Origin of the sequence: Acinetobacter sp. ACZLY 512, assembly GCF_023614015.1 — a bacterium.
Lineage (GTDB): Bacteria > Pseudomonadota > Gammaproteobacteria > Pseudomonadales > Moraxellaceae > Acinetobacter > Acinetobacter soli.
In genome coordinates this window covers 167,416-187,071 of sequence record NZ_JAKIVI010000001.1, presented here as the reverse complement: position 1 = coordinate 187,071, position 19,656 = coordinate 167,416, and the positions used below count along the sequence as shown (strand labels likewise).

Annotated in this window: 20 protein-coding genes; 5 read left to right on the top strand and 15 right to left on the bottom strand. The window is 41.6% G+C overall.

Features of this window, described 5'->3' with window-relative positions; translation table 11 throughout:
* Window positions 1-11: 11 nt before the first annotated feature.
* From L2096_RS00895 to L2096_RS00885, 3 genes are read left to right on the top strand one after another with little or no spacing between them, the layout of a single operon-like run.
* Window positions 12-614: an alpha-E domain-containing protein gene (locus L2096_RS00895; protein WP_025094465.1), complete on the top strand. Its 603-nt coding sequence runs from the start codon at window positions 12-14 to the stop codon at window positions 612-614.
* Window positions 611-1,390: a transglutaminase family protein gene (locus tag L2096_RS00890; RefSeq protein WP_250364705.1), complete on the top strand. Its 780-nt coding sequence runs from the start codon at window positions 611-613 to the stop codon at window positions 1,388-1,390. Before L2096_RS00895 ends, L2096_RS00890 begins: the two co-directional genes overlap by 4 nt.
* Before the next feature lie 15 nt (window positions 1,391-1,405).
* A complete protein-coding gene (locus tag L2096_RS00885) occupies window positions 1,406-2,140 on the top strand; it encodes a proteasome-type protease (protein WP_004938914.1) in 735 nt (244 codons plus the stop codon).
* Window positions 2,141-2,179: 39 nt separating this feature from the next.
* Here L2096_RS00885 and alr read toward each other — a convergent pair whose 3' ends face one another.
* The 13 genes from alr to ppsA form a co-directional block, all read right to left on the bottom strand.
* On the bottom strand, window positions 2,180-3,253 hold the full coding sequence (gene alr / locus L2096_RS00880) for an alanine racemase (protein WP_250364704.1): 1,074 nt from the start codon (window positions 3,251-3,253) through the stop codon (window positions 2,180-2,182).
* Window positions 3,254-3,279: 26 nt separating this feature from the next.
* Complete coding sequence (gene dnaB / locus L2096_RS00875) at window positions 3,280-4,725, bottom strand: replicative DNA helicase (protein ID WP_004938909.1); 1,446 nt, start codon at window positions 4,723-4,725, stop codon at window positions 3,280-3,282.
* Between the two features lie 266 nt (window positions 4,726-4,991).
* Window positions 4,992-5,291 carry a TM2 domain-containing protein gene (locus L2096_RS00870; protein WP_004938907.1) on the bottom strand — a complete coding sequence of 100 codons (300 nt, stop codon included), beginning with the start codon at window positions 5,289-5,291 and terminating at the stop codon, window positions 4,992-4,994.
* A 94-nt stretch (window positions 5,292-5,385) separates the two neighbouring features.
* On the bottom strand, window positions 5,386-5,832 hold the full coding sequence (rplI, locus tag L2096_RS00865) for a 50S ribosomal protein L9 (RefSeq protein WP_004938905.1): 447 nt from the start codon (window positions 5,830-5,832) through the stop codon (window positions 5,386-5,388).
* Between the two features lie 8 nt (window positions 5,833-5,840).
* Window positions 5,841-6,068 (bottom strand): 30S ribosomal protein S18, encoded by a 228-nt coding sequence (gene rpsR / locus L2096_RS00860; protein ID WP_004928375.1) that lies wholly within the window; start codon window positions 6,066-6,068, stop codon window positions 5,841-5,843.
* Window positions 6,069-6,079: 11 nt separating this feature from the next.
* The gene (rpsF, locus tag L2096_RS00855; protein ID WP_004938902.1) at window positions 6,080-6,466 is read right to left on the bottom strand and encodes a 30S ribosomal protein S6; all 387 of its coding nucleotides are present in this window, start codon (window positions 6,464-6,466) and stop codon (window positions 6,080-6,082) included.
* 185 nt (window positions 6,467-6,651) lie between these two features.
* Window positions 6,652-7,530, bottom strand: a complete 879-nt coding sequence (cyoE, locus tag L2096_RS00850; RefSeq protein ID WP_151745947.1) for a heme o synthase — start codon at window positions 7,528-7,530, stop codon at window positions 6,652-6,654.
* Window positions 7,531-7,540: 10 nt separating this feature from the next.
* A complete protein-coding gene (locus tag L2096_RS00845) occupies window positions 7,541-7,867 on the bottom strand; it encodes a cytochrome o ubiquinol oxidase subunit IV (RefSeq protein ID WP_004938898.1) in 327 nt (108 codons plus the stop codon).
* Complete coding sequence (gene cyoC, locus L2096_RS00840) at window positions 7,867-8,487, bottom strand: cytochrome o ubiquinol oxidase subunit III (RefSeq protein WP_004938897.1); 621 nt, start codon at window positions 8,485-8,487, stop codon at window positions 7,867-7,869. Before cyoC ends, L2096_RS00845 begins: the two co-directional genes overlap by 1 nt.
* 4 nt (window positions 8,488-8,491) lie before the next feature.
* Window positions 8,492-10,483 (bottom strand): cytochrome o ubiquinol oxidase subunit I, encoded by a 1,992-nt coding sequence (cyoB, locus tag L2096_RS00835; RefSeq protein WP_004938895.1) that lies wholly within the window; start codon window positions 10,481-10,483, stop codon window positions 8,492-8,494.
* A 3-nt stretch (window positions 10,484-10,486) separates the two neighbouring features.
* Window positions 10,487-11,539 (bottom strand): ubiquinol oxidase subunit II, encoded by a 1,053-nt coding sequence (cyoA, locus tag L2096_RS00830; protein ID WP_004938892.1) that lies wholly within the window; start codon window positions 11,537-11,539, stop codon window positions 10,487-10,489.
* 296 nt (window positions 11,540-11,835) lie between these two features.
* Complete coding sequence (locus L2096_RS00825; RefSeq protein WP_004938891.1) at window positions 11,836-12,603, bottom strand: RDD family protein; 768 nt, start codon at window positions 12,601-12,603, stop codon at window positions 11,836-11,838.
* Window positions 12,604-12,667: 64 nt separating this feature from the next.
* On the bottom strand, window positions 12,668-15,097 hold the full coding sequence (ppsA, locus tag L2096_RS00820; RefSeq protein ID WP_004938888.1) for a phosphoenolpyruvate synthase: 2,430 nt from the start codon (window positions 15,095-15,097) through the stop codon (window positions 12,668-12,670).
* 104 nt (window positions 15,098-15,201) lie between these two features.
* Between ppsA and ppsR the strand changes: the two genes are divergently transcribed.
* Both ppsR and L2096_RS00810 read left to right on the top strand, forming a co-directional pair.
* Entirely contained in the window at window positions 15,202-16,038 is an 837-nt protein-coding gene (ppsR, locus tag L2096_RS00815; protein WP_004938884.1) for a posphoenolpyruvate synthetase regulatory kinase/phosphorylase PpsR, read from the top strand.
* A gap of 213 nt (window positions 16,039-16,251) precedes the next feature.
* Window positions 16,252-17,694 carry a putative bifunctional diguanylate cyclase/phosphodiesterase gene (locus tag L2096_RS00810; RefSeq protein WP_250364703.1) on the top strand — a complete coding sequence of 481 codons (1,443 nt, stop codon included), beginning with the start codon at window positions 16,252-16,254 and terminating at the stop codon, window positions 17,692-17,694.
* A gap of 46 nt (window positions 17,695-17,740) precedes the next feature.
* Here L2096_RS00810 and L2096_RS00805 read toward each other — a convergent pair whose 3' ends face one another.
* Both L2096_RS00805 and L2096_RS00800 read right to left on the bottom strand, forming a co-directional pair.
* Entirely contained in the window at window positions 17,741-18,742 is a 1,002-nt protein-coding gene (locus tag L2096_RS00805; RefSeq protein ID WP_025094470.1) for an LLM class flavin-dependent oxidoreductase, read from the bottom strand.
* Between the two features lie 150 nt (window positions 18,743-18,892).
* Complete coding sequence (locus L2096_RS00800) at window positions 18,893-19,339, bottom strand: glycine zipper domain-containing protein (RefSeq protein WP_004938874.1); 447 nt, start codon at window positions 19,337-19,339, stop codon at window positions 18,893-18,895.
* Window positions 19,340-19,656 lie beyond the last annotated feature (317 nt).

The following is a 19,656-nucleotide window of genomic DNA, read 5'->3' as shown; positions in this document are numbered from 1 at the left end:
GAAGGAACTTTATGATTTTACTTAGTTCAAACGCGAATAATATTTTTTGGTTAGGGCGCTATTTAACGCGCATCCAGTACTTTTGCAATAAACTCCCTTTTACGGACGATCAAAAGGCAATTGATTTTAGTCATGCGTTTTGTTTGCCAGCTTATGATGCTGCATCACTCAACACCTTGGCACTTGATCCTGAACAGCAATTTTCATTAATGAGCCAGTTTGCAGTGGCACGCGATAATATTCATGAACTGCGCGCCGTATTGAGTGCAAATACATACGCTGAAATGATTCAACTAGTGAAAAATGCCAGTAGTCAGCCGGGTTATATATGCGATGTTGTTTCGGAATGTAATGAGCTGCTGGAGTCTGAATCTGAAGATGTCTTTTTGTTTTTTAGTTTGGGTCAAAAGCTTGAACTGCTAGACAGTCTGATACGGTTTAAACAAGACCCATCAGCGGTATTAAATGAAATCGATGTGATTGTAGGGCTATTAAATGAATTGGGATGGACTGCACTTGATGATGCTTGGATTTCATTGAAGCAGTCTCCAGACACCATGTCACTTTATCACTTTGGCGATCAATTGCAGTTAATGTTTGAGGGAACTGCATGAAGTTAATGGTGAACCATCAAACTCATTACCATTACAGTGAAATGGCGTGTAACAGTATCCAGTATATCAAGATGGTTCCCCAAAGTTCAGCGCATCAAACTGTACATAACTGGGACATCAGTGTCCCAGGTGTACATGATGTTCAGCGCGATATCTTTGATAATATTTGGATGACTTCGTCGCAACGTTTTAATTATCTGAATCTCACCATTATGGCGCAGGGTATAATTGAGTTGTCTCCTCAAAGTGGTGTAAACCATGCACTGCACCTACCTGTGGAATTGTTTTTGCAACATACACCTGCGACACAATGCTCGGTTGAGATGCTGGACTTTGCGATGTCTATTATGAGTAATAAAACGCTCAATAGTTTGCGTGTTTTGAGTGAACGTATCTTAAGTCACGTCTCGTATTTGCCTGAATCGACAACAGTGCAAACCACTGCGGAGCATGCGTTTGAGTTAAAAAATGGTGTGTGTCAGGATCATGCCCACATTATGGTGGCAATGTGTAGGGCGCTTGGATTACCTGCGCGCTATATTTCTGGTTATTTGTATGATAATAATTCGCCGCACTTGGCCAGCCATGCATGGGCGGAAGTGTATTTTGACGAAAAATGGCATTGTTTCGATGTCAGTAATCAGATTTTTGAGCCAAACACGTTAATTTATGTTGCAATAGGACGTGATTATTTTGATGCCGCTCCTGTACGGGGGATTCGTGAAAAGGGGGGTATTGAAAAGATGATATCAACGGTGCAAGTGTTGGCGTGTTAGATGGAAGTGGAATATATGACCTATTGTTGTGCATTACGTTTAAAAGATGGTTTAGTGTTTATAAGTGATACACGAACAAATGCAGGTGTGGATCAAATCTCGGTTTTTCGCAAACTTTATACTTTTGGTAAAGAAGGGGATCGTATTATTGCGATTCAAACTGCCGGAAATTTAGCAACGACTCAGGCGGTGATTGGACATTTGCGTAATCAGTTAACGTTGCAAGAAGAGCCAAATATTTATACGCTCAATACCATGTTTGAGGTGGCGCAGCATGTTGGGCGTACTTTACGTAAAATCATTGCAGATGTGACCGATGATACCCAAGAACAAAGTAATTATTATTGTAACTTGTTGGTAGGCGGACAAATTGGTAATACTGAAATGCAGTTATATCATATTTATCCTCAAGGGAATTTTATCTGTGCCACTAAAGATACGCCATTTTTTCAAATTGGCGAAAGTAAATATGGTAAGCCGATTCTAGACCGTGCGCTTACCTACGATATGCCACTCGATGAAGCTGTACGCTGTAGCTTAATTTCGTTTGACTCGACGCTCAGATCAAATGTATCTGTGGGTATGCCACTCGATTTGCTGGTTTATCGTGCGGATACATTGAAAATGCCAAGAGGGAAACGAATCACTCAACAAGATGAGTATTTTCAAAAGATCAGCCGACAATGGTCTGAGACTTTGCGCCGTGGTCTACATGAAATTCCTAAACCTGAAGAAGACTATCTGGAATAAAGACTTAAATTTATTCCAGATAAATGCAGTCAGCTCAATTTAAATTTTTTGACGCTGTGGACGTTGCGTAAGACGACACAGCAGTTCATAGCCGATCGTTCCATTGGCTTTAGCTACATCATCGACCAAGCGTTTTTCGCCCCACAATTCGACTTCTGCTCCAAGTTCAATCTGTTCATCTGTGATATCAATAGCCAGCATATCCATACTCACGCGACCAATCAGTGGCTTTAATTGGCCATTTATTGAAACATAATTTTGTTCAATAAAGGCACGCGGGTAGCCATCACCATAGCCAATCGAAACGATGGCAATGTCCATTGCATGGGGTGCAGTAAATAGTGAACCGTAACCAACACGATCACCCGTATTAAGATGATTAATTGCCATCACACTGGCAGTTAAACGCATAACCGGTTTCAGGCCTAATTCTTCTACACTTCGATCTGCAAATGGGCTTGCACCATAAAGCATAATACCTGGGCGGACATAATCAAAATGCAACTCTGGCCAGTTATAGATCGCGGCTGAATTACAGCACGAGAGCTCAATAGGTGCGCATTGAGATTGAATGCTCAGCAGGGTGTCGATCTGCTGCCGATTCATAGGATGATCAGGCTCATCTGCATTGGCAAAATGCATAGTTAAAACACAGTGAAAACCTTCAGATTGTAGTAATTTAATTACATCTATAATCACTTCTGGTTTAAAACCCAAGCGGTTCATGCCGCTATTGAGTTTGACCCAGACCTTAAGTCCTTGCGCAATATATTGTGTTTTGTGAGCAAGCAGCCAGTTTAACTGCTCAGCATGATGAACCACGCATTCGAATCGGTGCTGAAGTACAACAGGCATTTCTTGTTCTGAAAATACGCCCTCTATGAGTGTCACAGGGTGTTGATAGCCAGCTTGTCGGATTTCTAAGGCTTCACTCAAGCACGCCACCCCAAATGAATCTGTGGCATTTAAGGCATCTAAACAGTCTTTGACACCATGCCCATAAGCATTGGCCTTGACCATACTCACCACCTTGGCATTTGGTGCCAGCGCTTTAACACGATTAAAATTATGCTGAAGTGCTGTTTGGTCGATGTAGACTGTCGCTTGACGCACCCTGATTACTCCCTTGCAAATCTAACTTACTCTTCGTCATCGTATTGGCTGTAATACTCTGGCGAGAGATTACTAAAACGTGTGTACTGTCCCTCAAAAGCCAATCGCACAGTACCAATTGGGCCGTTACGTTGCTTACCAATGATAATTTCGGCGGTGCCTGCTTCTTTAGATTCTTTGTTATAGACTTCATCACGATAAATAAACATGATTAAGTCGGCATCCTGCTCAATCGCACCCGATTCACGCAAATCAGACATGACCGGACGTTTATTGGGTCTATTTTCTAAACTACGGTTGAGCTGAGATAGTGCAATCACAGGACATTCCATCTCTTTGGCAAGTGCTTTTAAACTTCGTGAAATTTCACCAATCTCACCTACACGGTTGTCACCCATGCCCGGAACTTTCATGAGCTGTAAATAATCGATCATGATACAGCCGAGTTTGCCACCATGTTGTTTGGCAATACGTCGAGCCCGTGCACGAACTTCTGTGGGTGGAAGTGCAGAGGAGTCATCGATGTACAAATGCTTTTCTTGAAGTTGTAAAATTGTACCTGTGACTTTCGACCATTCATCGCCGTCGAGCTTGCCCGAACGTAAATGCCCTTGATGCACTTTGCCATAAGATGAAATCAGACGCATGGCAATCGAATCTGCGGGCATTTCCATCGAAAATACCAACGCAGGTAAATTACAGTTGAAAAGTACACTTTCGACCAAATTCATGGCAAAAGTAGTTTTACCCATTGATGGACGTGCGGCCACGATAATCATATCGCCAGACTGCATTCCGTAAGTTTTATTATCAAGCTCAAGAAAACCAGTAGATAGCCCGGTAATATTGCCATCAAGTTTCGATAGTTCATCGAGTTTGGTGATGACATCTGCGGTTACCGAGCTAATCGATTTTGGGCCTGCATCTTTTTTGTTGTTATTGTGCTGTTCGGCCAGCGAAAAAATATTGGTTTCAGCTAAATCCAAAATTTCGCTGACCGGGCGACCTTTGGTGTCATAGGCATTTTGTAAAATGTCACTGCTGACCTTGATCATGCTTCGAAGTGTTGAAAATTCTTTAATTTTATTGGCATAGGTTTCAAGATTGTAAAAACTCGATGGCGAATCTGCCATTAGTTGCATTAAATATTCTTCACCGCCAATGGCATCGAGTAGATTTTGTTTGAGTAACCAGTCATTGACCAATACAGCATCGTACGGAGAGTTCTCAAGGGCTAATTTTTCAATAGCACGATAGATATATTTATGGCGTGTCGCATAAAAATCATTTTCTTTGAGTAAGTCACCCACTTGTTCAAAAGATTCGGCAACGGTCATTAAGGCTGCCAAAACAGCTTGTTCAATAGCTAAATTATGCGGTGGGGTACGAAATTCTTTTAACTGACCTGAGTCACTCACTTTACTCTCTGTGTTTGGAGAATTTTTTGTAAAATTGGCATTCGCCTGTGACATAGCAAGACCTAATAAAAAGATGAACCAAAAACCAAGTGCCTATCTTAATGCAAATGCAGCGGAACAGGACAAATAAATTCATTGAAAATTGTGTAAGCAGTACTATAGTCTATTCAATCAACACTTTGATGATAAGCACACAAAACACTGAGGTAGATTGTACAGTGGTATTAAGGGAAAAGATGATTGAAGGTGATCTCTATTCGATCATTCATGAAGAGATGAGATATTCAATCTCTTCATGCTTATTTTGAGTAAAATAAAATTTAAGGCTTGGCAAACCAGTCTTTTTCAAACTTGCCATGTTTTAATCGATAAAGCGAAAGCCCATAACGAAGATTATTATGAGCTGCATCTTTGACAAATCCAGTATCTTTCCCAAGAGAATAAAGAAATGCATCGATCAGCAGTAGAGTGAAGTCGATAAACCACCAAAACCCCAGCCCACCTAGCGTAATTAATTTTAAAAAACCACTCAGTTTTTTTCCAAGATAGAAGCGATCTAGGCCTAGAATTCCAAAGAACATGGCAAGAATAAGAGCAACAATTCGATTTTTCTTTTTCATCGTTATGACCATCTATAAATCATCGTGTATAAATTCATCATTTTAATAATAAAAAAAGCATGCTAAAAAGCATGCTTTTTTTGTGAAGCAAAAATTACTCAGATACGATTGTAACGAGAACTTCTGCAACAACATCATGGTGCAATTGGATTGCGATGTTGAATTCACCAGTGTGACGAAGCGCACCGTTTGGTAGGCGTACTTCAGCACGGTCAACTGCAAGACCAGCATTTGTTAATGCGTCTGCAATATCACGAGTACCGATTGAACCGAATAGTTTACCTTCGTCACCAGCTTTCGCAGTGATTACGATGTTAACTTCGTTCAATTGATCAGCACGTGCTTGAGCAGAAGACAAAACTTCAGCTTCTTGTTTTTCAAGTTCGGCACGACGAGCTTCAAAAGCAGCAGTGTTTGCTTCGGTTGCAGCAACAGCTTTACCCTGAGGGATCAAGAAGTTACGGCCATAACCAGCTTTAACTGATACTTTGTCACCAAGTTTACCTAGGTTTTTAATGCGTTGTAATAAGATAACGTCCACAGCTCACCTCACTTATGGTTGTCAGTGTACGGAATCAAAGCCAAGTAACGAGCTTGTTTGATCGCAAGCGCGAGTTGACGTTGATAACGAGCTTTAGTACCAGTGATACGGCTAGGAACGATCTTGCCGTTTTCAGTGATGTACTGTTTTAAAGTGTCGATATCTTTGTAGTCGATGTACGCAACATTCTCAGCTGTAAAGCGGCAGAACTTGCGACGACGGTAAAAACGTGCCATTGATGTTCTCCTTAAGCTTCAGCAGATTCTTGAGCTTGTTGTGCTTCTTCACGTTGAGCTTTACGCGCACGTTTTTCTTCAGCACTTTTAGCAAGTAAAGATTCTTCAGTGATTGCGTTTTCACGACGGATAATGATGTTACGAATAATTGCATCGTTATAACGGAACAATTCTTCAAGCTCATCAAGAGTCGTTTGACCACATTCAACATTCATTAGAATGTAGTGTGCTTTATGAATCTTGTTAATTGGGTAAGCCAATTGACGACGGCCCCAATCTTCTAGACGGTGAATTTGACCTTCAGCTTCTTTAATTTGTGAGATATAGCGTTCAACCATACCCACAACTTGATCGCTTTGGTCTGGATGTACCAAGAGTACGATTTCGTAGTGACGCATTGTCAGCTCCTTACGGTTTAAACAGCCCCTAACCATATTGTGGTCAGAAGCAAGGAGTCATAGCTTAAAAAGCCATGTCGCAAAATAGCGAGGCTAGATTATAAAGAATAACGGTATTGAAAACAAATGAATTAGCAAAAACGACGTGATTTATTTCTGATGATATATAAAATAATCCTCTCTTATTAAAAGAGAGGAAGATTTGGAGCAGGGGACTGATAACTAAAACTAAAGCTTAAGCTCAATAACGTAATCAAAATTACAGAAAAGAGAAACAAACGCTTTGCCCAGAGTTGATCATTTTCTGCCTTGAAACCAATAATCGACAAATATAACCAGTATGCACTGAGTGCATTGAAGGTGATCAGGAAGAAAATATTGGTATAGCCAAAACAGTACAGTCCATTTAGAACCGCCGCAAAAAGTACAATGTAAATTAAACATTCCACTTTGGTTCGAAAGACGCTACGTGCAACAGGAAGAATAGGAATCCCAGCATTTTTGTAGTCATCAAATCGATAAATCGCAATGGCCCAAGAATGAGGCATTTGCCACAGCGCATAAGCCAAAAATACAAGCAATGCCGCAACATCAAATTGCTGACTCACTGCCGTGTAACCAATAACCGGCGGACATGCTCCAGAGACACTGCCAATGATAGTCTGATGAATAGATGTGCGCTTCGTCCAAAGACTATAAAGCACCACATAAACAACAAAACCAATAAAAGCAAATGCAAATGAATACGGATTTACCCAAAACCATAAAATACCAAACCCAATTAAACCTAAAGCCAAGGCAAAAATGAGTGCAGTAGTAGGAGAAATGGTTTTTTTCACTAAGGCACGATTTTGTGTACGCTCCATTTTCTGGTCGATATCTTGATCAATCACATTATTGACCACACAACCAGAGGCGACAACAAAAGTGGTTCCTAGAAGAGTAAGGATAAGTAAAAGGAAATCTACATGGCCTTGGGCGGCTAAAAAGAAGCCGCCCAAGGTGGTAATGAAATTACCAAACAGAATTCCTGGTTTTGTCAGGAATAAATACTTTTTCAGCATGACAATCAGTTTAGATCATCATGTTGAAATGAAGGTAATTCATGATCCATACCGAACCGACTAGCAAGATAGCAATCGTTAAAATGGTATAGATAAATGCAATAAGATTCCAGCGTTGTTCAGATGAGGTATTCATGTGTAAAAAGAACACAAGTTGAACCAATACCTGAGCAACGGCAGTAATACCGATTACAGTCATGAGTAGGCCACGACCAAACCCTCCAGCCATAACCATTCCAAACGGAATAATGGTTAACACGACTGATAGGATGAATCCAATCGTGTATTGCTTGAAGTTACCATGTGAAGCGCCAGAAGCATTATGATCATGACTCATTAGAGAACTCCCATTAGGTAAACGATACTGAATACACAGATCCATACGATATCAAGGAAGTGCCAGAACAAGCTTAGACAAGCAAGACGACGGGTGTTTGGTAAAGTGAGGCCTTGAGTCTTGATTTGATACATCAAAACAAGCATCCATACCAAGCCAGAAGTTACGTGAATACCGTGCGTACCTACTAAGGTAAAGAACGCAGATAAGAACGCACTTGTGCTTGGACCATGTCCAGCGTGAACTAAATGATGAAATTCATAAAGTTCCATACCAATGAACGATGCACCAAAAATGAAGGTGACAAAAAGCCATACAATCACTTGGTTGACGTTCTTTTTGTATGATGCAAGAACCGCAAAACCAAACGTTACAGATGAGATCAAGAGGGCAAATGTTTCAGTTAAAACAAAGCCTAATGATTCACTGAACAAATCGTGTGCTGTTGGTGTGCCTGGTGGAACATGGCTGCTCAATACAGCGAACGCGATGAAGAGTGTACCGAATAAAATCAAGTCACTCATCAAGTATGTCCAAAAACCAAAGACCGTTAAGTCCGTATCATCATGTTCATGATGATCGTCGTGTCCATGGTTTTCGTGATGAAGTACTTCAGCCATTTACTTAGTCCTTCTTCAAGTGTTTTTCAAGTAACGCGTAACGTTCGTTTTCGATACGCTCAACTTCAGCAGCAGGTACGTAGTAATCCACTTCTTTTGTGAATGAACTGCGAATCAGGCTTACAACTGAAGCAATAAACGTTACTGCTACTAGCCACCAGATGTGCCAGATAAGTGCAAAGCCCATAGCGCTGATAAACATCGCCATAACAAAGCCAGCTGCACGGTCTGTTGGCATATGAATGTCTTCATATTTAGTCGGGCGTGCATACGCTACACCGTTTTCTTTGTCAGTCCAGAACGTGTCAATACCACGGATTTCAGGAATTTTAGCAAAGTTATAAAACGGAGCAGGAGAAGAGGTAGACCACTCGAGCACACGACTATCCCATGGATCGCCTGTATGGTCCATGTTTTGATGACGTTGTAGGAAACCTACAATAATTTGCATCAAGAAACATGCAATACCGATTGCAACAAGCACGGCACCAAAGAGTGCAATAGCCAAGTACGGGTCCCATTCAGGGTTGTCATATGTATTCAAACGACGAGTCATACCCATGAAACCAAGGATATAAAGCGGCATGAATGCAAAATAGAAACCAAAGAACCAGAACCAGAACGCTGCTTTGCCCCAAGCTTCATTAAGCTTCCAGCCAAACATTTTTGGCCAGTAGAAAATGATACCTGCAAACATACCAAATACCACACCACCAATAATAACGTTATGGAAGTGAGCAATAAGGAACAGGGAGTTATGAACCAAGAAGTCTGCTGGCGGTACAGCCATAAGAACACCGGTCAGACCACCAATACCAAAGGTAACCAAGAAGCCGATTGTCCAAAGCATTGGCGTTTCGAAAGTGATACGACCTTTATACATGGTAAATAACCATGAGAAGATTTTCACACCAGTCGGAATTGCAATGACCATGGTCATGATACCGAAGAATGCGTTAACGTTGGCACCAGCACCCATAGTAAAGAAGTGGTGTAACCAAACGACGAACGCAAGCACAGTAATTGCAATTGTTGCATACACCATTGATTTGTAACCAAAAAGTGTCTTGCGGGAGAACGTTGCAACAATTTCTGAATACAAACCAAATGCTGGAAGTACCAAGATATATACTTCAGGGTGACCCCATGTCCAGATCAAGTTCACATACAGCATTGGGCTACCGCCAAGCTCGTTTGTGAAGAAATGGAAGCCAAAGTAACGGTCAAGCGTTAGCATAGCTAGAGTTGCTGTTAGCACAGGGAATGCAGCAATAATCAGTACCGCAGTACACAAAGATGTCCAGGTAAAGATTGGCATGTCCATAAGTTTCATGCCTGGTGCACGCATTTTAATGATGGTAACAAAGAAGTTAACACCAGATAAAAGTGTACCTAAACCAGAAACCTGAAGCGCCCAGATATAGTAATCAACACCCACGCCTGGTGAATACTGAATACCAGATAGAGGCGGGTAAGCCATCCAACCTGTTGCAGCAAACTCACCAAGTACAAGCGAAGCCATCATCAGGCCAGCCGCACCAGCAAATAACCAGAAGCTTAAAGAGTTAAGCAAAGGGAATGCTACGTCACGTGCACCAATCTGTAGTGGAACAGAAATGTTCATCATACCCACTACAAGACCCATCGCCACGAAGAAAATCATGATCACACCGTGTGCGGTAAAGATCTGATCGTAGTGGTCTGGATGCAAGTAACCTTCACCACCGCCACGGGCGAGGAAAAGTTGAAGACGCATCATGATCGCATCTGCGAAACCACGCAAAAGCATGATCACGGATACGATGATATACATGATACCAATCTTTTTATGGTCTACAGTTTTAAACCATACATTCCAGAGGTATCCCCACTTTTTAAAGTAAGTGATCCCGCCAAAAACAGCAATTGCACCAATTGCCATAATGACCATGGTAACGAGTACAATCGGCTCTGTTGGAATAGAATCCCAACCCAGTTTGCCAAAAATCATATCCATGTCTTATTCCCCTTGAGCAGCGTGTGGAGCTGCAGCATGAGTGTCTGCCGTTGCATGTCCAGCAGAGTGATCAGCACCATGATAGTTACTCATGTAACGATTGATAACTGTTTCAAACAATTTAGGTTCAACCGAAGAGTAATATGTCACAGGGTGTGGTTTGTTCGGGAACGGCTTCATCGCTTCAGCTTTCGCAAGAGCTTCTTCATCACCAGCAGCTTTGGCACGATTGACTAAAGCTTCGATCTGGTGTTTAGAGCGGTCACCGTCTTTAAGCGCAGCAAGTTCTGGTTGATCAAGAAGACCTTTTTGAACAGCGGCAGGATTAATTGTATTACCCTTACCAGCTTTTACTGCTTCAACCCATTGAGCAAATTCAGCGTCAGTTACACTGTGCGCTTTAAAACGCATTTGTGAGAAACCGTAACCTGAGTAGTTTGATGATATACCGCGGAATACACCAGTTTCATCAGCTTGCAAATGCAAATGAGTTTGCATGCCCGCCATTGCATAAATCTGTCCGCCTAACTGTGGAATGAAGAACGAGTTCATCGTAAAGTTAGAGGTGATTTTGAAGCTTAATGGAGTTTTTTCTGGGAAACGTACTTCATTAACCGTTGCAATATTTTGTTCAGGATAGATAAAAATCCACTTAAACTGTTCAGCAATAACCTGAATAGTCAAAGGTGCTTTATCTGAATCCAGAGGGCGGTATGGGTCATACTTGTGGGAACCCCACCAAGTTAACCAAGCTAGAATACCAATAATAATGACTGGAACACCCCATACTACAATCTCGATTGCAGTTGAATGTGCCCATGTAGGTTTATAGTCTGCATCTTTATTCGACGCGCGATATTTCCAACTAAACCACAGTGCCATGATAATTGATGGGATAACCACCAATAACATTAGGTAGATCGCAGTCATCATGAGGTCGCCTTGACCCTGACCCACTGGACCTTTTGAATTTAGAAGTACCATATCACCACCACACCCTGTTAAAAGTGCGGCAATCGTAGATAAAGACAATACAGCTAAAATCGTTTGTCTCATTTTACAACCTCGGTGAAGAGTCCCATTCCCGTTTGAAAAAACGGGATAGCGATAAAAGTGTCGCATGATTGAGAAGAATAATTTCTATGTAAAATAGAACATATTTCTCGATCATGAGACACTGCTACGTTGTAGGGCATTATGCCTGATAACGACAAACTAAGCTATACAAAAGTCGCTTTATATGCCTGTTGATAAACCTGAGTTTTTCACTCGGTTTAGCTTATTCTAGCGGTTTGACAGCAGGCACATCAAGCTCAAGAAATGAACTGCGCAGTGTAAATTTTAAGCGATAATTATTTAGAAATATCAATCACTTTTGTTTTTGCAAGACGGTCATGTAAGCTGTTGTTTCCTTTTGAGAAAAACAAAACGAGATCGGCAATAAACACGATGGCGATTAACGGAAATAGGCTCACGAATTGTGAAAGAATAATGAACAAGAAAGAGCGAATAAAAAATCCACGGAATTGGCCCACTAACTTGTTGGTTGTGGCGTCGACAATTTGTAATTTGAAAAGTTTCTTGCCGATCGATTGACCGCTTTTTGAGATCAAAAAGTTTTGAACAAACAGCAACCCGAGGGTGTAGGCGAGTAAGACCATCGGAACCCAAGATGGCATATTGTTGGACATGGCTTCTGCGATTTTGATCTGTTCGTTCACATCAAAACTTTGTGCTTGCTGGATCAGGTCACGAGGTAAAAAAGCCAGTGTCACTAAAATCTGTGGCAACGTAAAAAGTAAGAGATCAACCAACTTCGCAGAAATACGCTTTCCTACTTTGGCTGGCGTGATGATCGCTTTGTTATTCACTTGAACGTGTTTGATCACATCATTGTGATGAATTTCTGCTGACGGTAATTCATACGCTTGAGTTTGTGGCATTTGTGGCTGATAAAAAAGTTTACCTTGCGTTAACTCACCTAAGGCTTTCCATTCGGTCATACCTTCATGCCAAGCCAAATCGGTCAAGAGCACCTGTTGACTCGCCAACATCTGATTCAGTTGTTCTAAGGTGTATGGGCCAGCTTGTTGATTATTGCGCGCCAAATAAATTTGCATAAGTCTTTAATCTCAACATCCAATGATGAAAAAAGACCCACGAATGGGCCTTTTTTACGAATAATTAGGCTTGCTTGATTTTTTCTTCTGCTAAGAAGAACCATGTATCAAGAACAGAATCTGGGTTTAATGAAACAGACTCAATACCTTGCTCCATAAGCCATTTAGCTAGATCTGGATGGTCAGATGGGCCTTGTCCACAAATACCCACATATTTGCCTGCCTTACGACACGCATGAATAGCCATTGATAACAATGCCTTAACTGCTGGATCGCGCTCATCAAACAGATGAGAAACAATACCAGAGTCACGATCGAGTCCGAGCGTTAATTGAGTTAAATCGTTTGAACCAATCGAGAAACCATCAAAGTGCTCCAAGAATTGCTCGGCAAGTAGGGCATTGGTTGGCAATTCGCACATCATGATCACTTTAAGACCATTTTCACCACGCTTAAGACCATTCATTGCCAAGAGTTCGATCACTCGTTTTGCTTCTGCAACAGTACGAACAAACGGAATCATAATCTGGATGTTGGTAAGACCCATTTCATCACGTGCTTTTTTCAATGCACGGCATTCAAGCTCGAAGCAGTCGCGGAAGTTGTCCGATACATAACGGCTTGCACCACGGAAGCCCAGCATTGGGTTTTCTTCTTCTGGCTCGTAAAGCTTTCCGCCAATAAGGTTGGCATATTCGTTCGATTTAAAATCTGACATACGCACAATGACTGGCTTTTCAGCAAATGCAGCTGCCAAAGTAGAAATACCTTCAACCAGTTTTTCGACATAAAAATCGATTGGTGAGGTGTAACCCGCAGTACGCGCCAGCACAGCAGCACGTGTTTCACGTGGCAAGCTGTCGATATTCAGTAACGCTTTCGGGTGAACACCAATCATACGGTTGATGATGAATTCAAGACGTGCAAGACCAATACCTTCGTTTGGAATTTGAGCAAAGTCAAATGCGCGGTCTGGGTTCCCCACGTTCATCATGATTTTAAACGGTAGTTTTGGCATTGACTCAATTGAGTTGCGCTGTACTTCAAAGTCCAGTGCGCCTTCATAGATAAAGCCTGTGTCGCCTTCAGCACATGAAACAGTCACTTCCTGACCATCGTTCAAGACTTCGGTCGCATTACCACAACCCACGATTGCAGGTACACCCAACTCGCGTGCAATAATTGCTGCGTGACATGTACGACCACCACGGTTGGTGATAATCGCCGCTGCGCGTTTCATCACTGGTTCCCAGTCTGGATCTGTCATGTCTGAAACCAGAACATCACCGTCTTGGACTTTATCCATTTCTTTGATCGACGTCACAATGCGAACTTTACCTGCGCCAATACGCTGACCAATCGAGCGACCTTCGCATACAACTGTTCCGCGTTGTTTGAGTAAGTAACGCTCCATTGTGCCTACATTTTGACGGCTTTTAACCGTTTCAGGACGCGCTTGAACGATATAAATCTGACCGTCATCTCCATCTTTGGCCCATTCAATATCCATTGGTGCGCCATAGTGAGATTCAATAATAAGTGCTTGTTTGGCTAATTCTTGTAGTTCGTGATCATTCAGTGCAAATTGCTGACGTTCTTGTTTCTCGACGTCAACCACAACTACAGACTTGCCTGCAGCGCCTTCGTCACCATAAATCATCTTTTGGTGTTTAGAACCAAGATTACGGCGTAATACAGCATGTTTGCCGTTACGTATTAATGGTTTAGAAAGATAAAATTCGTCTGGGTTGACAGCACCTTGTACAACCATTTCACCTAAGCCATATGAGGCTGTGATGAATACGACATCTCTGAATCCAGATTCTGTGTCTAGGGTAAACATTACGCCTGCAGCGCCAGTTTCTGAGCGAACCATGCGCTGAATACCAGCAGATAATGCCACAACATCGTGATCAAAACCTTGGTGAACACGATAGGCAATTGCACGGTCATTGTACAATGAAGCAAAAACTTCTTTGATGGCAATCAGAACATTGTCAATGCCACGGATATTCAGGAAGGTTTCTTGTTGGCCTGCAAAAGAAGCGTCAGGCAAGTCTTCAGCTGTAGCTGAAGAACGAACGGCAACCGCGATTTCCGGGTTGCCGTTTGACAAAGCACTAAATGCTTCGCGGACTTCTTTTTCAAATTCTGGCGTCAGAGGAGTTTCAATAATCCACTGACGAATTTTAGCACCTGACTGCGCTAGGGCATTCACGTCTTCTACATTTAACTGGGCAAGTTCTGCTTGAATTTTAGCGTTGAGTCCACTTTGATCGAGGAATTCACGATAAGCGCCAGCCGTTGTCGCGAAGCCACCTGGTACTGATACGCCAGCATTGGATAAGTGGCTGATCATTTCACCCAGAGATGAGTTTTTCCCACCTACAAGTTCGACGTCGTGCTTCCCTAATTTTTCTAGACCGATTACGCGCGCTTCCAATGTTTCTACTCCACATTTCCAGTATTTAGTACTATCTTGGCATGAAGACATGATTAAATGTCCTTAGGTTTTGATTTTACTAAGCGACAGTTATATAAGATCAGTTTACTATAAAGATTATATAGCACTAAGACAAATCTGTGAGGAGAATTTTGATGTCTGAAGGAAAACAAATTAAGCGCAGTGTGTTCTTTATTTCGGACGGAACTGCCATTACAGCAGAAACTCTCGGACATTCATTGCTTGCACAATTTCCTAACGTAGACTTTGATATTCATATCATGCCGTATATTGCAACAGAAGAAGCGGCTATGAACATTGTAGAGTCGATTAATCAGTGCCAGTCGCGTGATGGAACCCTACCATTGGTATTTGATACTTTAGTCGATCCCAATGTACGTGAAATTATTAATACGGCCAAAGCCGTCAATCTAGATGTTTTTGAAGGGCTGATCAGTAAGCTTGAGCAAGAACTTGGAACGTCACCTACCACTTTAGTGGGTCAGACGCATGCAGTCACTGACTCGGAATATTATAAGGCACGTATCGATGCAGTGCATTTTGCACTAGACAATGATGATGGCGCATTGACACGACATTATGATAAAGCAGATATTATTTTAATCGGGGTATCGCGATCAGGTAAAACGCCTACATCGATCTACTTATCTTTGCAATTTGGTATTCGAGTTGCCAACTATCCATTGACAGAAGAAGATCTCGACGATAACCGTTTACCTAAAGTATTGAAAGAGCACAAGAACAAGCTATTTGGTTTAATGATTGATGCGGAACGTTTGGTCGCCATCCGAACAGAACGTAAAGCCAATAGTCGCTATGCCAGCTATAGTCAGTGTCAGATGGAGCTGCGTGCGGTGGAGGGAATTTTCATTTCGGAAGGCATTCCGTATTTAGATGTTTCTGAAATGTCGATTGAGGAAATTTCAACTCGCATTCTTCAAACGACGGGTTTAAAACGCCGAATTGGCTAATTTATTTTGATTTAAAAAGAGAAATACAAAAAATGTATTTCTCTTTATCGTTGTTTTGTTTGACTTTACTCATTGAGTACTAAAATTAAAACTTGAAAAATTATGACAATAAGTGTACAAACCAAATGTAAATTGCGTCACATTTTAGTTTTATAATCTATCAAGGGTGGCAGTTACATTGACTTTTTTCATTCGTAAGTAGGAGAGATGCGTATGAATCTTATGACTCCACGTCATCTTGGCTGTTATGAACTTGATTCGAAAGTTGATCGTATTCGCTTACACAAGACCGCTCATCACCTTGCGGTTCATCCCTTGTCAGAAAATATCTCACACCAGCACAATGTTCATATTGAAGACGTCGCAGAACACAGCACTGAAATAGATGCCTTAACCGGTTTGCCAGATCAATCGGGATTTAATAAGAAACTTAATCTGATGATGAGAGAGTGTCAGATCAAACTTGATGAGTCGTTTGGATTAATTTTGTTTGATTTCGATTATTTTAATCAAATTAATAGTAATCATGGACATTTGGTTGGCGATCAAATCTTAAAAACGCTTGCAGAGCGAGTTCAACGCGTTTTACCGCAAGAAGTTTTCTTCACACGATTGGGTAGTGATGAGTTTGCATTACTTATTCCTCATATTCATTCTGATGCTTACCTCATTGAAGCCTATGCACTGATTCATCAAGAAATTTCGAGACCAATTGAATATTTAGATCAGATTATAGAAAGCAATATTAGTGCAGGATGCGCCATTTATCCTCGTGATGTGACAGATACCATGAACGTTGTACAAGCTGCCAATATCGCATTGTGTCGCTTAAAACTTTCAGGGCGTGGTGGATACTGTATTTTTAAACGTGAAATGCAAATTGAGCAAAATGTGATTGCACAACAATTCAATTGTGCCCGTTATATCTTAAGGCACAATCTAATTTGTCCTTTTTATCAGCCAAAATTTAATTTAAAAAATGGTCAACTCACCGGTTTTGAAGCATTGCTGCGCTGGTATGATCAGCATGATCAGCTTCAACTCCCCAGACGCATTAAAAATGCTTTTGAAGACTATAACCTTGCTAGCCGCTTGAGTGAAATCATGCAGCTACGTGTTTTTCGGGATATGGCCGAATGGATTGATCAAGGTTTAGATATGGTGCCTGTCTCGATTAATGCCGCACCCGTGGAATTTTTAAAAGATAATTATGCTGAACTTTTGCTTGATCGGTTAGATCGTTTCAATATTCCGCATTCTTTGGTCGAAATTGAAATTACTGAGCATCTTTTAGATGAACATGGCAAAGCCTATATTTCGCGTGCATTGAACAAGCTCAAACACGAGGGAATACGAATCGCATTAGACGATTTTGGTACAGGGCATTCATCTCTGACGCGTTTGGCAAATTTACCTGTGGATTGCCTTAAAATAGACTGTGATTTCGTGCATCGTATGGAGCAAGAAAAACTCATTTTTGCGATTGTTCAATCGATCATCAGTATGAGCTCAAATTTGGGGATCGATGTGGTTGCCGAAGGCATTGAAAATGTTCACCAGCTAGAATTACTCAAACAACAAGGCTGTGAAATCGGGCAGGGCTTTTTGTTTAGCCATGCTTTGGCTCCTGCTGAAGCCAAAGCACTTTTATCATAATATAATTTAAGCTGCTTATTTGGCGCGTTAAGCCATGCACATTAGGCTACGCGTTTTTGATGTCCATTAGATAACTGAAATTATCCAAGCGTTTTTGCGTATCGTAAATATCGCAGGTAAAAATAAACTCATCCACGGCGTATTGATCGACAAGTTGTTCAAGACCAGCTTTAACTCGTTCGACCGAACCAATTTGAGCCATACCAAAAAAGTTTTCTACAGAGAGTTTTTCTGCCGGCCCCCAAAGTAAATCCATTGAATCTACAGGTGGTTTAAGGCGCAGACTTTGACCTCGCATCAGTCCTAATATACGTTGATAAGCACTGGTGGCAAGATAGTTTGCTTCTTCATCCGTTTCTGCCACAACAGTTGGCACACCCATCGATACATACGGTTGGTCTAAATATTTTGAAGGCTGAAAATTATCACGATACAGTTGGATCGCCTGCCCGAGCATACGCGGTGCAAAGTGGGATGCAAATGAATACGGTAAGCCTAATTTTGCAGCCAATTGAGCACTAAATAAACTCGATCCGAGCAGCCAGACGGGAACATGGGTACTGTGCCCGGGTGTAGCAATAATGGATTGGTCTGGTTTTGGCGTATCAAAGTAGCGAAGAATCTCTGCAACATCTTGTGGAAATTGCTCTTCAGTTTCCTTATGCCCGCGGCGCAGCGCACGCATGGTCATTTGGTCGGTACCGGGAGCGCGGCCAAGTCCGAGTTCAATTCTGTCTGGATAAAGTGTTGCCAAGGTTCCAAACTGCTCTGCAACAACCAAAGGAGCATGATTGGGGAGCATAATACCGCCCGAACCGAGTCGAAGAGATTGTGTGTTTGCTGCGATATAGCCAATCATGACGGCCGTTGCTGAGCTAGCAATACCATCCATATTGTGATGTTCGGCAAGCCAAAAACGACGATAACCCAGCTGTTCTGCATGTTGTGCAAGTTGCAGGGCATGCTGCAAAGTAAACTGAATGCTTTTATCGTCACGCACAGAAGCTAATTCGAGAATGGAAAACTGTGTATCTTTAAGCGACGTGATAGACATATCTACTCTCATATATCGATGTTTTTCGATATTATACGATATTTTATATCGATAAAAAACGATAAATAAAATTGACTTTGTAAATTTTTACAAACAAAAAAAGGCAGCATGTGAAATGCTGCCTTCGGTATCAGTAAAGATAAATTAGTAGCGACGGTGGTGACGGTGATGTTTTTTCCAGCCGCGATGATTACCATTGTCGTAATAACGCTCTTCGGCACGATCTTTAGAAATCTTGTTACCTAAAGCTGAACCACCTGCTGCACCTAAAGCTGCACCAATGTAACCGCCATTTGTACCACCGACATTACGACCTACGGTATAACCACCAACACCACCTAAACCACCACCAATAGCAGAAGAGGTACGGTCACGACGGTTACTTGCGACAGCAGCACCACCAGCGCCACCCAATGCAGAACCAATCATGGCACCAGACTGACCGCCCATTTGTTTACCCAATGCAGTACCCACGACACTACCCAAAGCAGATGTTGCAGCGACACGTGTGGTATTGTCTGCATGTGCTGAAATGGCCATCATTGATGAACTCGCGATCACGGCACTCATTAACCAAGTTTTAATTTTCATTTTTAACTCCATGCCCCGTGTGTGGATACAGGACCTTCTATATTTCGTTGAAGTAAATGTAACAAGAGATGAGTCAAAAAGTGTGAAGACGATCATCCAGACTATTGCGATTTGGTGTGCAGATTGTGATGTTTTGTGTCATTACCCCAAAATATGAAGAACTTATTTATTTTATTTGATGGAAATATACGCAATAAAGAAGCATTTTTTGTTTCAAGAAATTGATTTATATAAATTTAATCATTTTGTTCATAGTTTGATTAATTTTTCATTAATAAGAAATTAAAGTTTTGAGGGGTTGTTTTTCGTTTTTGGCT